Raw genomic sequence first — 16,746 nt, forward strand, 5'->3', positions numbered from 1 at the left:
GGGGGGTGCCCCTATCTGTTTCGTCAACCCTGGCGGGGCTGGTTCGTAGGGGTTCGTGGGTTTCCGGGAACGTTCCGCAAGCGGGATGTTCCCGGCGGGTCGGGTGCCTGGTGGGCAGCTCGGTGGCCGGCAGGGCGGGGGTGGCCGTGCCGGTGCGCGGGCGTGATGGGGTCTGGACGGTCGGAACGATGGAGCCGTCAGGCAGCGAGGCCGACGTCGTCGGGGGTGCGTGGTTCGTAGAGGGTGCCGGTGCGGATCATCGCGTGGATGACGTTCACGCGCTGGCGGGCCAGGCGGAGGATGGCCTGGGTGTGGGTTTTGCCGCGTGCGCGCTGGCGGTCGTAGTAGATCCGTGAGGACGGGTCGCTCTTGCAGCCGATCGCGGCGAACGCGGCCTGGAACAGGGCGCGTTTGAGGAGGCGGTTGCCGCGGTGGGGTGCGTGCTCGCCGCGGATCGATGTGCCCGAGGACTTCGTGGCCGGGGCGAGTCCGGCGTAGGAGGCGAGGTGTCCGGCGGAGGGGAAGCCGGTGCCGTCGCCGATCGCGACGATCACAGCGGCCGTGGTCCTGACGCCCAGGCCGGGCAGGGACGTCAGGAGGTGGAAAAGAGGGAGGGCCTCCAGCAGGGCGGCGATCTCCTGCTCGGTGGCCTGGCGCTGGGTGTGGGCGGCGGCGAGCTGGGCGGCCAGGCCCGGCACGATCAGCGCGGACGCCTCGGTGCCGGGAACGACGAGGGTCTGCTCGGCGAGCGCGTCGTAGATCTCGGTGGTGAGGTGGTGGGCCTTGCGCGAGCCGTGCGCCTTCAGCAGGGCCTCGCACCGCGTGCGCCCGAGCTTCTTCAGCCTGGCCGGGGAGCCGTGCCGGGTCAGGAGGGCCTGGACGTAGGGGTAGGCCAGGCGCGGGCCGAGCACGCGCTCGAGGGAGGGGTGGATCTGGGAGAGCAGGCCCCGCAGCCGGTTGGTGGTGCGGTTGACCTCGCCGGCGAGGTCGTTGTCGTAGCCGGTGAGCATCGTCAGCTCGGCCAGTACCTCGTCGTCGCGGTCCACCGCGCGCAAGGTGTGCGGCATGGACCGGGCGGTCTCTGCGATCACGAACGCGTCGCGGGCGTCGGTCTTGGCCTCGCCCGGGTGCAGGTCGGCTGCCCGCCGCATCGACAGTCCAGGCAGGTAGGCGACCCGGCAGCCCGCCGCTCGGGCCACCGTCAGCGGCAGTGCGCCGATGTTGGCGACCTGGTCCACGATCACCAGTACGGTGCCGAACTTCGCCACCAGCTTGGTAAACAGCTCCAGCAGTTTCGGTTCGGTGTTGGGCAGCCGTTTGTCGTGCACGGTTCTGCCGTCCGCGGTCCGGCCGTGGGCGTGGTGGAACTCCTTGCCCAGGTCCAGGCCGAGGAAGAGATCTATCGCGGTCGTGTCGACCATGTGCGCGTGCCCCTGCCTCTCGTCGCCTCAACTCCCGGCCGTCCCTGCGGCACCACACGCCGGCAACCACGTTACGCAGACATCCCCGCCCCGAAGCGGCTCGGCGTTGCGCCGGGCCAGGCGGTCGTCAGGCCCCTCATCAGCGGTCAAGCGGTGCCCCGAAGCCCGACGGCAACACCCCCCAGGTCATCGACTTCGACAGGGGGCACACAGCCATACCGGACCCGGGGGCCAGGCGCCCCATTGCGGGGCCACGAAAAAGGTAACGGGGCGTCTCCGTTGCGGTCTTGGTCGTGGAGGTACTGGCGCTCACCGGGGCTACGGTGCCCGGGGCAGGCCTTGAGGGGAGAGGTTCTCGGTCGGGCCAGGAGCAGCGGGCGCCGGCGACTCGCTTGTTGGAGCGCGTAGAGACCGGTTCCGGGTCACAGATGCCGGCCATCGAGCCGACGGTGGCGTCCACATGAACAGGTAGGGGCACTGCCCGGAAGTATGTGACGCGGCACCACCGACCGTGCCCGAGGTGGAGCTGTCCTCGTCTCGCGGTGTGGAGGACGGGACTTCGGCGTGCGGTGATCTTTCGTTCGCACTACGTAAAGTTGCTGTTCGGTTTCGTCACGTCAACTCCGCGCGCGACGAGCTGCAGGCGGGAACATGCCTGCCGTGGGTACCGAATGATGATCAGTACGCGACCATGTGGCCCGTTTGTCTGGTTCGCAGGCCTTCTATGTCGATACGGGTCCTCCTGTTTTCAGTAGCAACTGCTTACTGATGTGCTCTAAATCACTCTTGACTGGTTCATGTCGCCCCCCGATAGTTGGCTGACTTTGTAAATGCTGTGAAGTAAATGGGGCGGGACTGTGAGTAACGGGGTGTGGCGTCGAGCGCGTCACCGTGTGTGTGCGCTGGTCGTCGCGACCGTTGTTGTCGGCGGTATGCCCGCCCTGAGCTGGTCGGCTGTGGCTGCACCGTCGTTGCCGCCTTCCGCAGTCGATGCGGCGTCCACTGCGCAGAGCCGGGCTTCGGCGGAGGCCGTCGAGTCGGGTGAGCGTGTGGAGGTGGTCGAGGAGCGCACGGAGCGTGAGACGACGTTCGCCAATCCTGACGGTGAGACGTTCACGCTTGAGAAGTCCGTCATACCGGTCCGAGTTGCCGCGTCTGACGGCGAGTGGGCTGCCCCTGATGCCCGCCTGGTGAAGCGGAGTGACGGGTCGGTCGGTCCGGCTGCCGCTGCGGTGGACCTGTCTTTCTCCGCGGGCGGCAAGGGCGCGGATCTTGTCACGATCGCGGAGGGAGGCCAGTCGGTGTCCCTCGGCTGGCCGGGCGACCTACCCGCACCCAGGCTCGAGGGTGAGCGGGCGGTGTACGAGGACGTCCTGCCGGACGTGAACCTCATCCTCACCGCCACGGTGGAGGGCTTCCGGCAGGTGCTGGAAGTCGAAACCCCTGAGGCGGCCGAGAACCCGGCTCTGGACAGCATCGAGTATCGGTTGGACGCGGAGAACCTCACCGTACGGGCGGGTGTGGGCGGGGGAGTGGACGCGCTGGACGGCAACGGCCAGGCGGTCTTCCGCTCGCCGGCCGCCCAGATGTGGAACTCCGCCGGTAACACCACAGCGCCTGCCGCCCGTCAGTCCCTCTACCTCGCCCCGTCGGCGGACACGGCTGAGGGCCAGCCAGTGCCCGCGGGGCCGGCGGAAGAGGGTGACCCGTTGGCGGGCCCAGGCGCGGGCGACGCCTCCGCGGTGCTCCCGCTGGCGGTGACTGGTACGTCCGTGACGGTCAAGCCGGACTCGGAGCTGATGGCGGCGACGGACGCCGCACAATTCCCGCTCTACATCGACCCGTCGGTCGAGCTCAATGAGTCCGAGCGCACGGTGCTGTCCTCGGACGGGGACGTGTTCTGGAACTTCTCCGGTGGCGACAACGGCATGAGCGTCGGCAAGTGCGGCTCCGCCGTCATCGGCGGCGTCTCCTATTACTGCGGCAACGGCTACATCAATCGCATGTACTTCGAGTTCTCACCCAGCAAGCTGAAGGGCAAGCACGTCCTGGACGCCAGGTTCCGAGTCACCGAGACCTGGTCGTTCTCGTGCGATGCCCGTTGGGTCGACCTCGAGCGCACCAACAACATCTCCTCCTCCACGAAGTGGCCCGGCCCGACGAAGCTGGACCAGATGGGCGACAAGCACGTTTCCGCCGGTCGGGGCAGTAGGTGTTCTCCCTCTCAGCCGCGGGCGCCGATCGAGTTCCACGACTACGCTCCTGAGCCGGACGAGAACCTGACCCCGACGGTCCGCAGTTTCGCCGACGGCAAGATCGCACGCCTGACCTTGATGCTGATGGCGAAGAGCGAGAGCGACACCATCTCCTGGAAGCGCTTCGACGACGACGCCGTCCTCAGCGTCGACTACGTAGGAAAACCCGCCAAGCCCAGCAACATCGGCCCCGTGGTGGGAAGCTCGCACGACTGCAACACCGCCGAGTCCGCGCCGGCCATCGTCACCGACCCCACCCCGGATCTCACCGCCACCCCGCAGACCGAGTCCGGCGGCGAGTCCGGTGCCAAGCTGCGTGTGGCGATGGACGTGGACAAGAAGCAGAGCGACGGCACGTGGGTCAACGCGATGAGCGAGCTCACGCGCCCCAGCACCGGGTACGTGGGTGACAACGTCAAGGTCACCGCCACAGCGCCGACCCTGCCGGAGAACACAATTCTGCGGATGCGCGCGTGGACCCGCTCCTACTACGGATCCAAGTGGCTCCCCGGGCCGTCCAACGCGTCCACCACCGGCTGGTGCTACTTCAAGATCGACAGTAAGGCCCCCAAGCCGCCCACAATCACCTTCAAAACAGGCAACCCGTACACCCTGTGCACGGCCAACGACTGCGTGCCCGGTGGAAAGCCCGGCCAAGGCGGGACATTCATCCTCGGCCCGGCAGCTGGTGACGTCAACACCTCCTACCGGTACAAGCTGTCGACCGACACCGCATGGTCCAGCTACAAGACGGGTGCGACGGTCGAGATCACCCCAGTTCCGCCCACCTCCGGCACCATAATCCTGCAGGCGGAGGCGAAGGACACTTACGGTCCCGGGGCTGCGAATGCGGTCGAGTTCGTCGTCAAGGAGGGCGAAGGGCCTGTCGGCCGCTGGAACTTCCACGAGACCTCCGGGGCGGCTGTCGACTCCTCCACCACCGACCCGGCACTGAGGGACAACGCGACCCTGGCAGGCGGAGCCACCCGAACCGACGGCGGCCGCCGCGGCGAGATCACCCAAACCCCGGCCACGGAAACCACCCCAGCGGTGAAGTCCACCGATCAGGGCCTCGCCCTGAACGGCACCACCGGATACGCGGCTACACCCGGACAGGTCATCGACACCCGGGCCTCCTACACCGTGGCCGCCTGGGTGCGCCTGGACAACCCGACCCACAATGCGACGGTCATGGGCCAGGACGGCGTCAACCGCAGCCCCTTCCTCCTGGGATACGAGCACACATCCAGGACGTGGTCCTTCCGCGAGGCCTCCAACGACGCGCCCGCCGACGGATCGTGGTCGTACCAACGAGTGGCGTCCAAGAACCAGGTTGTTCCGGGTGTGTGGACACACCTCACCGGTGTCTACGACGCCACGACCAACACCATCAGCCTCTACGTCAACGGCGAACTCCAGGGCACCACACCCTTCACCGGCGCCTGGGCGGCCGCCGGCCCCCTGCAGATCGGCCGCGTCCACTGGTCCGGCACCTACACCGACTACTTCCCCGGCACGATCGACGAAGCAGCTGTATGGCAGGTCGCCCTGACCGAGCCCCAGGTCAAGGAAGAGAGCCGGCTGCTCGACGCGTATCAGATGCCGGCCGCCGAGCTGGTTGCGGCATGGAATCCCGCCGGCGCTCAGGGCGCCACACTCAGTGACACGGTCTCCGGATACGGACGCTCTCTGGCTCTTTCCACCGGCGCATCGTTGGTGGACGACGAACTGGTGCTGAACGGGACCACCGGGGCAGGGACCACGCCAGGGCCGGTGGTTGATGACTCCGGTTCGTTCACGGTCTCGACGCAGGTTGTGGTCGACGCCGCGAAGGTGCTGGCCAAGCCCAACGGCTACAAGGCCCAGATCCTGGGGCAGCGTACGGCAACGGGGTCTTCGTGGAGCCTGTGGTTCGAGAAGACCGGGGCGCGTCAGGAACCCGTGTACGACGAGAACGGCGACCCGGTCCTGGACGAGAACGGTATGCCGACCACCAGCACTGTGGCAGTGGGCCGATGGCACTTCGGGCGCCTGACGGCAGACGGCACCGGAGTGTCCGTCCAGAGCATCGAAGAAGCTCTCTTGGACACCGAGACCCGCCTGACCGGCGTCTACGACGCCCAGGACAAAACGATCCAGCTCTACCTGACCTCCGATCAGCAGATCAGCGACGGAATCGCGTACACCGCGCAGATCGGCAGCGGGGAGTTGGCAGCCGGCAAGGGCTACCTGGGGTCTTGGGGCAACTACCTGCCCGGCAGGCTCAGCGACATCCGCCTCTGGTCGGGAGCACTGCACAGCGGCGAACAGGTCGCCGACACCGTCGGAACCTGAGTTCTGCTTCGAGCGTGTGTGGCCGACCCTGCACCGGTCGGCCACGCTTGCCCACCTTCTTCTTTGTGACCACACTGCCGCCCCACTCATACGGGGCGAACGCCCCTGGAGAGATGACGTGTCCGTGTCCAGATACCTGCCCGCGGCCCTGAATGGCGGCAAAAGACCCCGCACCGCTGCCGCACATCGGAAGCTCCGCATTCCTTTGGTGGGAGCGCTGGCTCTGGTTCTGTCCGTACCGGCCGGTCTCACCCCGCTCGCCATGGCAGCAGATGCGCTGGGCCGGCCCGAGGTCCCGGCCCCTCACGTGGCAAAGGTTCGCACCGTATCTGCGCTCGGTACGGCCGAAGCACGGGAAAAGGCAGCGAAGAACAAGGCCCTCAATGCCAAGCAGGCCAAACAGGCCGAGAGCGAGCACGCGGCCCGCTGGCCGAACGCTTCCCGCACCACTGGTGAGATCACGGCCAAGCCCCGAAAGCAGACCGCTTCACTCACCGCGCCCGGGACTGCGAAAGTGGCAGCACGCGACGGCAAGCCGACACCTGTTGCCATGGGCACCGCAACGGTGAACCTGCTCGACCAGAAGACCGCACGCAAGGCGGGTATCACCGGCGTCGTCCTCACGGCCGCAGCCGAATCGCCGGGTCAGGCGGGACTCAGCGTCGACTACTCCTCCTTCGCCGACGCGATCGGCGGAAACTGGGGCCCCCGCCTCGGCGTCGTCTCCCTGCCCGCATGCGCGCTGACCAGTCCGCAGAAACCCGAATGCCGCACCCGAAGTGCCGTTCCCTTCAAGAACGACACCGATACGCAGACCATCACCGCACAGGTCACCGTCCCGCAGAAGGCTGCGGCGACGACCGGCACGGCAGCGTCGGGGGTCTTCGCGCTGACGGCCACAGCCGATGCCCCGGCATCCAGCTCCGGCGACTACAAGGCCACACCCCTGGCGGCCTCCTCCAGCTGGGAGGCTGGAGGCTCCTCGGGAGCGTTCACCTGGTCCTACCCGGTCGCCGTGCCCCCAGCAGCGGCCGGTCCCTCGCCGTCTCTGTCGCTGTCCTACGACTCGGGCAGCACCGACGGCCGCACATCGAACACCAACAATCAAGGTTCGATGCTCGGTGAAGGATTCGACCTCACCTCCTCCTACATCGAGCGCAAGTACGGCACCTGCGACGACGACGGTCAGGACGACAAATCCGACCAGTGCTGGAAGTACGAGAACGCCTCCCTCGTCCTCAACGGCAAAGCCACCGAACTGGTCAAGGACGACGGCAGTGGCGTCTGGCGTCTGAAGAACGACGACGCTTCCCAGGTCGTCCACATGACAGGCGCCTCCAACGGCGACGACGGCGACGACATCGTCAGCGGCAAGGGCGACGGCAAGGGCGAGTACTGGAGGGTCACCACCGGTGACGGAACCGTCTACACCTTTGGGCTGAACAAGCTCCCCGGCGCCGGCACCGAGCGCACCAACTCCGTCTGGGCCGTCCCCGTCTTCGGCGACGACACGGGCGAGCCCGGCTACTCCTCCAGCACCAGCTACTCCGGCCGCGCCAAGACCCAGGCTTGGCGGTGGAACCTCGACCTCGTCACCGACCTCCAGGGCAACGCCTCAACGTACTGGTACAAAACGGAGGCGAACTACTACGCGAAGAACGCCGACAAGACCAAGCTCGCCTCCTACACACGTGGCGGCTACCTCGCAGAGATCAAGTATGGCCAGCGCTCCGACACCCTGTTCACCGGCAACCCGTCCGGCAAGGTCGCCTTCACCTACAGCGAGCGCTGCACCGCCGACGACTGCTCCTCACTGACCGAGGACACCGCCAAGCGGTGGCCAGATATACCCTTTGACGCGATCTGCGGGGCAAGCGAAACCGACTGTCTGACCACCGGACCCGCCTTCTTCACCCGCAAAATGCTCACAGGAATCAACACCAGCGTCTGGTCCACGGCAGCTGACCCCGATGCCTACAAGCCGGTCGACAGCTACAGCCTCAACTACCAGTTCCTGGACGGCGCGGACATCGGCAACCCGTCGGACAAAACCCTGACCCTCAAGTCGCTGCAGCGCACGGGCAAGAACGGCGGCACCATCGCTGTTCCTCCGGTCGAATTCGACTACCACATGCGGCCCAACCGTGTTGACAGCGACTCGGACAACATCCTCCCGCTGACCCGCCCCCGCATCAGCAAGATCACGAGCGAGACCGGTGCGATCACCTCGGTCACCCTCTCCGACCCCCAGTGCGTCCGCGGCAGCAAGATGCCTGCAGCTGAGGACGACAACAACCTCTCCTGCTACCCGGTCTACTGGCCCATCAACGGCGGCGACCCCCAGCTGGACTGGTTCCACAAGTACAACGTCACCGCAGTCTCCGTCTCCGACCCGGCAGGCCAGAACCCGAACGTCGAGAACTCCTACACCTACGAAAAGCCTGGCTGGCACTACAACAACGACCCGTTCACCTCCGAGGACGAGCGGACCTGGTCCAGCTGGCGCGGATACCAGAAAGTCACCACCTACGTCGGCGACACTGACCATCCGCAGTCCAAGACGGTCCGCCTGTACATGCAAGGCATGCACGGCGACAAACTCAAGGACACCACGACCACCCGCACAGCCACAGTGCTCGGCATCGACGTCGCCGGACTGAACGCCTCTGACGCCACCGACCTCGACGTCTACTCAGGATTCTTGCGCGAAGAAATCACCTACAACGCGGCAGAACCTGTCTCGGTAGCCTTCCACAACCTCTGGTACAAGCAGACCGCCACCCAACAACGCTCGTACGCCAACACCAAGGCGAACTTCGTCCGTACCGCCCGCACCTACCTCAACACCTACCTCCCGATCAGCAACACCTGGCAGCGCAGCTACACCTCCTACACCTACGACACCACCTACGGCATGGTCACCCAGACCGAGTCGGTGGGAGACATGGCCAAGACGGGCGACGAAACCTGCACCCGCACCTGGTACGCCCGCAACACCGCGGTCGGCCTCACCAGCCTTGTCTCACGTACCCGGGTCATCGGCTCCGCCTGCCTGAACACGGCGGGCGCCGTCATCACTGACGACAAGTTGGATCTCCCGGCGACAGCCAAGACCCGCGGCGACGTACTTTCCGACACAGCCGTCGTCTACGACAGTGCCGCCGCCACTGGTTGGTCCGCCTCCCAGACCCCCACCCGCGGACTCGCCACATGGTCAGGACGCGCCAAGGCATACCCGACCGCCGTAGGCACCAACGACCGCCACCCGGCCATCAACGGTGGCTGGCAAACCACCGCCAAGACCACTTACGACACCCTCGGCCGCCCGCTCGCGGTCACCGATGCCGAAGACCGTGTCACTTCCACCGCCTATTACCCCGCTGCCGCAGGCCCTTTGACCGGCTCCATCATCTCGGCCCCGAAGCTGGCCTCCAACGGACAGATCCACAAGACGTACACCTACGTCGACCCGGCACGAGGATCAGTCACCAGCACCCTTGACACCAACCTGAAGAAGACCGAGAACACCTACGACGCTCTCGGCCGGATCACCGCCACCTGGGCACCGAACCGCACCAACGGTGTCGACACGCCGACCGCGAAGTACGCCTATAACTTCACCCCAGATACTCAGCCCTGGACCTCCGTAGCCACCCTCAAGGGCGACGGCAAGAGCTACCAGACCAGCTATGCCATCACCGACGCTCTCCTGCGTCCGCTGCAGACCCAGACTGCCTCGCCGCTCGGTGGCCGCATCCTGACCGACACGCGCTACGACTCGCGCGGCCTGGCGTACGAGACGTCTGCCGACATCTACGACGACCTCGAGGCACCAGACGGCGCCTACGTCCGCGCGTCCTACGCCCACACGCCAGCCTTGACACGCACGTCGTACGACGCGGCAGCTCGACCGATCAAGAGCACGTTCACCGTGCTCGGCGTGGACCGATGGTCCACGACCACCAGTTACACCGGCGACTCCACCGCCACCACCGCCGTCAAGGGCGGCAACGCCACCCGCACGATCACCGACGCCCTGGGCCGCAACACCGAGAGCCGCACTTACGCCGGCACGGCACCGAACGACACCGCTTACGGCGCGACGTCCGCTACCCCCTACACCCGGGTGAAGTACGACTACACCCGCGACGGCAAGCAGTCGCAGATCACCGGCATCGACGACGCCAAGTGGACCTACACCTACGACCTTTTCGGCCGCGAAGTGAGCTCGACCGACCCCGACAAGGGCGCCTCGACCACGGAGTACACCGATCTCGATCAGATCAGCCTCACCGCCGACTCACGTAACGCGAAGCTGCTGTACGAGTACGACGAGACCGGACGCAAAACCGGCCTCTGGCAGACCTCCAAGACCGACGCCAACAAGCTCGCCGCCTGGACCTACGACGCCCTCGTCAAGGGCCAACCGGATGCATCGACCCGCTACGTCGGCGGTGCCACCGGCAAGGCCTACACCAAGCGCGTCACGGAATACGACACCCTCAACCGCCCCACCAGCACCGAAGTCGCCCTGCCGGCCGACGACCCTCTGGTCACCTCAGGAGCGGTCCAGTCCACTCTGGCCTTCGGCACGGCCTACCTCGCCGACGGAAGCATCAGCAACACCAAGGAGCCGGGCGCCGGAGGGCTCGCATCGGAGATCATCTCGCCCAAGTACAACTCCACGGGCCTGATCACCGAACTCTCCGGCACTAACCACTATTTGCGCGGCGTCGGCTACACCGCTATCGGCCAGGCCTACCAAATGGCTTTGGGAGCAACCGACAAGAAGACCTACATCAACAACACCTTCGAGACCGGCACCGGACGACTGACTCGCAGCAACGTCACAGACGACACCCACCCGTACATGCTGCAGGACCTCAACTTCACTCAAGACGACGCCGGCAACGTCCAGTCCATCTTCGACCCCACCACCCTCGGCGGCACTTCCGAGGCCGACAACCAGTGCTTCACCTACGACGCCAACCGACGCCTCACCGAGGCATGGACACCAAAGACCGATGACTGCGCCACGACTGGCCGCACCGTCGCCAGCCTCGACGGCGCTGCCCCGTACTGGACCAGTTACACATACAACACGGCCGGCCAGCGCAACACGGAAACCACCCGCACAAGCACCGGCGACGCTACAACCACTTACGGGTACAAGACGTCGACCGGCCAGCCCCACCCGCTCGTCAAGACAACGGGCGCGAAGGCAGGCACCTACGGCTACGACTCCGCGGGTAACACCACGACACGCCCTGGAACCCAGGCCACCCAGAGCCTGGCCTGGAACGGCGAAGGCCAACTCTCCTCAACTACAGAACCTGCGGCCGGCAGCAAGCCCGCCCTTGGGACGAGCTATCTCTACGACGCCGACGGCGAGCTTCTCATCCGCCGTGCCACCGGAGACGGCGACACAGTCCTCTACCTCGGCGCCACGGAAGTGCGCCTGACCACCAAGGGGGCTACCAAGACGACCACCGGGACTCGCTACTACAGCGCTGACGGCCAGACGATCGCCGTACGCACCATTACAAAGGGTTCCGGCGGCGGCACTCTCACCTTCCTGGCGTCAGACCACCACGGCACCAGCAGCATTGCCACCGACTCCACCACCCAGGCCATCACCAAGCGGTACAGCACACCATTCGGCGCTTCACGCGGAACAAAGCCCACCACATGGCCTGACGAAAAGGCGTTCCTCGGGAAGCCCGCTGACACACAAACTGGCCTCACCCACATCGGCGCCCGTGAATACGACCCCAGTATCGGGCAGTTCATCAGTGTTGACCCCGTCCTCGTACTGGAACAGCACCAATCACTCAACGGTTATAGCTACGCAAACAACACTCCGGTCACGTCCAGTGACCCCACTGGTCTTTGTCCATCAGACATATGTGGGGTCGGAACTCCTATCGGTGGAACCGGCACCGGCCCGAACAATCCGGTTCGAGTGGTAGGTGGAGGCACGGCTGATATCGACAGGAACGATGACGCATCCACGATTCTCGGAAGTGGTTGTGGCAAACCTTGCCAGAATAAAAATGCTGGGGATGTCAGAGTGCTGGACTCTGGCCTGACGGATGAGCAGTACGAGCGATTTGTGCGGCAAGGCTATCAAGGTTCGAAAGATTTCACTCTCCAGGAGGCTGGCGCCTGGATGGAGGATCCGAAGTATGCCTACGCGGCACATCTGTACACCTGCATGTTGCTCGGCGGGAATCAAGCTGATTGTATACAGGCGTCCGATAGTGTGCGCCCGCAAAGTGGGCCAATTGATCGTGCAGTAGTGGGGGCGCTTGTATATATAGGGGTTGCGGTCCTGGTTGCCGCTTGTCCCGAATCTGGGGTTACGTGCTCAGCTGCTGTCGGGGCCGCTGCAGCTGGCAGTTCCTATGCCACGGTGAACGCTGGCACGGAATCTTGGAAAACCAAGGACTTCGTACTCACCACTGTGTCTGGTGGTCTCGGAAATGCAGGGGCGACCTATCTGGCGTCCCGCGGAGCTGCAGGGGCGACCGCTGCGCGCCCAACCGCACCCGTATCATCGGGAGCGGTCGCGTCGACGGCGAGGGGCGGTTCCCTGACGTTTAGATACGCGGAGCTTCAGTTGGAAGTGACACAGATGGAAATCGAGGTCATCAAGCTTGTGGAGAAATATAAGTGAAGCTCATATTTGCGTGGTTGGGATACGGGATTGACCGCTATCTACAATTCCCTAGAAGTGTCCGATTCTGTGTGGCTATAGTGGCTTTTACTGGTCTGCTTTTCGCCTGCGCTGGTGCTCCGAGTGCCGTGCGAGCGGTGATTCCAGTTGGGGTGGGGGGGGCGTTCTTCGCGGTCGCGTTCCGTAAGGGCTCGTAACGCGATCTTGTTGAAACAGTCTGGTTAGCCGTGACCGGTGTGATGATGCGGCCGTTCGTGAGGGTGTGAGCCCTCGACCGTGGATCGTGGACGACGACGTGTGGGAACTGATCGAGCCGCTACTCAGGGCTTGCGCAAGTTCCGGGGACGTGAGAGCGGTGGTTGGTGTGGATAGCAGCGCGGACATGGGGTTCGTGATCATTGTGGTGTCGAAGCCAAATGATCACGAGGGTTCCCGTGTCCGCTGCGCCATGCCGAACAGGCCGGGGAATTGGAGGCGAGGGTGCTGGGACGGCTCGGGATGCGTCTGCATTCGGAGAAGACCGGCATTGTCTGTCTCATGCAGGGCGGACAGGGCCTCGATTTCCTCGGCTTGCCCCACCGGAAAGCGGAATCGTGGTGGCGGGCAGGTTCTATAACACTGGCAGTAGTAGTAATGCAGGGGCTTTGCATGAAGGTGCTTCGCCAGGTTGGCCCGTGACGTGTCGTCATGTCGGGGTTGGCCGGTTCCGGGGGTGGGAGGCGGTACAGGCACGGTGCCGGTGATCATGTAAGTGTCTACGTCCCATGAACACCGAGCGAGCCCGTGCCTGCCCTTGCATCATCGCTTATCGCTGCCCCGCTGGGCCAGCTGGCCTCGATATCCGCCCCGGCACCGCTGCTCGATGCCGTTGACCTGCGAATATTCCTGACCGGGATGCCTGATCCCAGGGGACGTAAAGGCCGGATCTATCCCTTCACCGCGTTGGTCTGCGCGAGGGCCGCCGCCGTCCTGACCGGTGCGAAGTCGCTGGCCGCGATCGGGGAATGGATCACCGACGCGCCCCCCTGGGCCCTGCGGACACTCGGCTTCACCCCCGACCCGTTCACCGGGCAGGTGTCCGCCCCGCACCCCGCGACTGTCCGCCGCCTGCTGGAACGTCTCGACGGCGACGCCCTCGACCGTGCCGTCGGCGCGTTTTTCGACACCCGCTCGGCCACAAGCGTCACGGTGGACGGGCCGGCCGCCCGGACAATCCGCCGGGCCGTCGCGGTGGACGGCAAGACCGTCCGAGGCTCCCGCACCGCCGAGAGGAACGCGGTGGTCCTGCTCGCCGCGATGGACCACGTCGGAAGCGTCCTGGCTCAACGAAAGATCGCTGACAAGAGCAACGAGATCCCCGCCTTCGCGCCGTTGCTGGACTCGATCGAGGATCTGGAGAACACCGTGATCACCGCGGATGCCCTGCACACTCAGCACGCCCATGGCGCCTACCTGCGCGGACGCGGCGCCCACTACCTGGCGAATGTGAAGAAGAACCATGCCAAACTCTTCGACCGGGTCCGGCATCTGCCCTGGCGGGACATGCCGCTGGAGCACTACGACCGCACCCGCGTTCACCACCGCATCGAGATCCGTCGCCTCAAGGCCGCCGCGTTCGACCACCTCGACTACCCCGATGCCAAGCAGACCCTCCAGATCGTCCGTTGGAGGATGGACCGAAGCACCGGGCAGCTGTCGATCGAACGGATCTACCTGATCACCAGCCTCGCCGCCGGCGCCGCAACCGGCGCCGAACTCGCCTCCTGCATCAAAGGGCACTGGGGCATCGAAAACCTCCTACATCACGTCCGTGACCGGACCTTCCGCGAGGACGACTCCAGGATCCGCACCGGCCACCTACCCCGCTCCATGGCCTCCCTGCGTAACCTCGCCGTCGGCGTCCACCGCCAGAACGGCCAGACCAACATGGCCGCCGCCCTCCGCCGAGCTGCCCGCGACTACCGTCGCCCCTTCACCGCCCTCGGCCTCACCTGACGAACCCGGACAAGATCACTTCACGTAATGACCCTGAGTAGTAAAGGTGACGCCCGTGTCTCGGCCGCTGAGGCGTGCGGGCGGGTGCCAGCGCGAGGCGCCCCAGTCGTGTTCGGCCGGAAGCCGGAACCGATACGCCTGGGGCTCCCGGCCGATACGGAGTGTGACTGCACCTGTCAAGGGGAGGGGGCAACAGAGTCCGCGGCATGCGCTGCGGGTGAGCCGCGCGATTGCCATCCCTGCAGTAGATGCGCCGGGCGGATCGTCTTCCACTACATGCGCAGGGGCCGCCACGCAGCCGTGCGGTACGTACCGCACCGCGTTGCCGTTGTCAGGGATCGAGGCGGATGCAGCAGGACTCAGCAGGATGTGAATGTCCGCCTCTGTGGCGTTTCCGCAGGTGAGAGGCAGCACGCTTTTGGGTTCGAGTCCCACCCGCCCCACCCAGCATCCCCAGGCAGAATCGTTCTGACCTGGGGAAACGCGTTTTTCTGGGGCTTTTTGCGTGCAGCGTTCGCTGCGCGGGGTGCAGCGAACGTGGTGCTCGGGTCAGGCGCGACAAGCCTTGCATGGCTGTGACCTGGGGCTTTTCTGGTGCAGTGTCCGTGGGAGGGTTACGAACGATCCCACGGCTGCTGGTCGATTTGAGGCCGCTCATCGCGGCATGTTCTCCGGCAGTCGCTGGAGTCCGAACAGCACTGGATGCTTGTGGTCAGCATGTGGTTGAGGGCGTCAGGCACGGGGATGAGTTGGGACGGATCGGACCGGCGGTCGCTTCGTCCGGCAAGGCGGGGTGCAGGCGGGCCCAATGTCCCGGGCGCGCAGTCCGGCGCCGGGGAGCGCGCCGCACCTTCATCGAAGTGGATGCGCTGGCGCGGTGCCCTCCGGGCGCGACTTTCAGGCAGCCGACGCGTGGTGCCCCGCCTCAAGGGTGCCGTCGTCGCCCACCCGCCAGACGGTGACGCGGCCTTGCCCGACGGGCAACAGACGCTGTCCTCATTCCGGTACCAGTTCGCGTGGGCGGTGACCTACCCACGCGCCAGGTCGATGCGCTCGACCTGTTGGCGTGACCGCCCGCGTACTGCTGGGGAGTGACAGTGCCCAGCAGCAGGAATGCTCGTCCTCGCTGGCGAAGACAGGAAGGCCCACGCGAGCCGGCGGCCAAGTCCCGGGCTCTGAGGCGGCGCAGGCGTCTCCCGGTCGGTCAGAACGCCTGCATGTACACCCGGGTCCTGTCGGAGTCCAGTTCGAGGACGTGTATCTCGATCCACTGGACCTCGCTCCGGCGGCTGTCCCCGACGCAGGGCGGACAGACCCCGGCCCACCGGATGCCCTTCTCGCTCTGAGGCTCGGCGAGGCCGAGATGTCCGAAGAGCTCCGTGGAGGACGGGAGATCTTGGTTTCTGGTGCGCAGGGGCTTCTCGGGACGCAGATTCTCCGCCACTCGTACGGCGGTCTTCTCGTCGGTGACGAAGGAGAGCAGATAGATGTCCTCCTGAGGATTGATCTGCACGGCGCCCTTCACCTCCGTCGCGCTCTCGGGCACCGCCACCTTCATGAAAGCCGATGCCTCCGGGGCGCCCATGTCCTTTCCCCAGTGCGAGGCGCGCCCGTCCGTCGTCCGGTGTTCATCTTCGCCGGCACTCGAACAGGAGGTGAGCAGCAGGGCGGCCCCGAGGGCCGCGAGCAGCCGTGGCCGCAGGGCAGATCGGTTGTTCACCGGTTCTCCTCGTCGCCGCGCGAGACGTCCCCGCGGGACCCTTCGCGCCCAGGGTCCGCCGGTGTCACCCCGAGGGCTGAGCCACTGTTCAGATCCTGGGTGTAGGTGCCGCTGCTACCGCGCATGTCGAATTCCTGGGCGAAGCCCACTTTGTGCAGGCGCCCCATGTCGTCGTCGGGAATGGTGACACCACCGGGGAACGTCGTCGATTTTCCGGAGCCCCAGTTGTACCGGTCCCACACGTTGACCTGGTAGTCGAGCGAGACCTGTGGCTTGCCCCCGTCGCCCGGACTGACGGTGACCATGCCCGACACGTTCTGCTGGTGCGACCCGACCGCGTGGAAC

At 65.8% G+C, this 16,746-nt stretch carries 5 protein-coding genes and 1 pseudogene; 3 read left to right on the forward strand and 3 right to left on the reverse strand.

Annotated features, from left to right (window positions below):
- Positions 1-197 precede the first annotated feature (197 nt).
- Complete coding sequence (locus B9S57_RS04140) at positions 198-1,421, reverse strand: IS110 family transposase (protein WP_103514159.1); 1,224 nt, start codon at positions 1,419-1,421, stop codon at positions 198-200.
- A gap of 1,232 nt (positions 1,422-2,653) precedes the next feature.
- Between B9S57_RS04140 and B9S57_RS04145 the strand changes: the two genes are divergently transcribed.
- The 3 genes from B9S57_RS04145 (at position 2,654) to B9S57_RS04155 (ending at position 14,681) form a co-directional block, all read left to right on the forward strand.
- Entirely contained in the window at positions 2,654-6,010 is a 3,357-nt protein-coding gene (locus B9S57_RS04145; protein WP_308457379.1) for a LamG domain-containing protein, read from the forward strand.
- A gap of 124 nt (positions 6,011-6,134) precedes the next feature.
- The gene (locus B9S57_RS04150) at positions 6,135-12,686 is read left to right on the forward strand and encodes an RHS repeat-associated core domain-containing protein (RefSeq protein ID WP_258036210.1); all 6,552 of its coding nucleotides are present in this window, start codon (positions 6,135-6,137) and stop codon (positions 12,684-12,686) included.
- A gap of 894 nt (positions 12,687-13,580) precedes the next feature.
- The gene (locus B9S57_RS04155) at positions 13,581-14,681 is read left to right on the forward strand and encodes an ISAs1 family transposase (RefSeq protein ID WP_258036211.1); all 1,101 of its coding nucleotides are present in this window, start codon (positions 13,581-13,583) and stop codon (positions 14,679-14,681) included.
- Positions 14,682-15,885: 1,204 nt separating this feature from the next.
- Here B9S57_RS04155 and B9S57_RS04160 read toward each other — a convergent pair.
- Together B9S57_RS04160 and B9S57_RS04165 are read right to left on the reverse strand one after the other, a co-directional pair.
- Positions 15,886-16,401, reverse strand: coding sequence for a hypothetical protein (locus tag B9S57_RS04160; RefSeq protein ID WP_103514162.1), 516 nt, complete (start codon positions 16,399-16,401; stop codon positions 15,886-15,888).
- A pseudogene (locus tag B9S57_RS04165) lies at positions 16,398-16,746 on the reverse strand (hypothetical protein); the annotation flags it as partial. The gene B9S57_RS04160 and the pseudogene B9S57_RS04165, both read right to left, overlap by 4 nt.

Origin of the sequence: Streptomyces sp. SM10 (assembly GCF_002910915.1) — a bacterium.
GTDB lineage: Bacteria > Actinomycetota > Actinomycetes > Streptomycetales > Streptomycetaceae > Streptomyces.

Excerpts from the sequence above, each read along its gene's own strand:
- B9S57_RS04155 (WP_258036211.1), top strand. The coding sequence starts at position 13,581 with ATGCCTGATCCCAGGGGACGTAAAGGCCGGATCTATCCCTTCACCGCG.
- B9S57_RS04140 (WP_103514159.1), bottom strand. The coding sequence starts at position 1,421 with ATGGTCGACACGACCGCGATAGATCTCTTCCTCGGCCTGGACCTGGGC.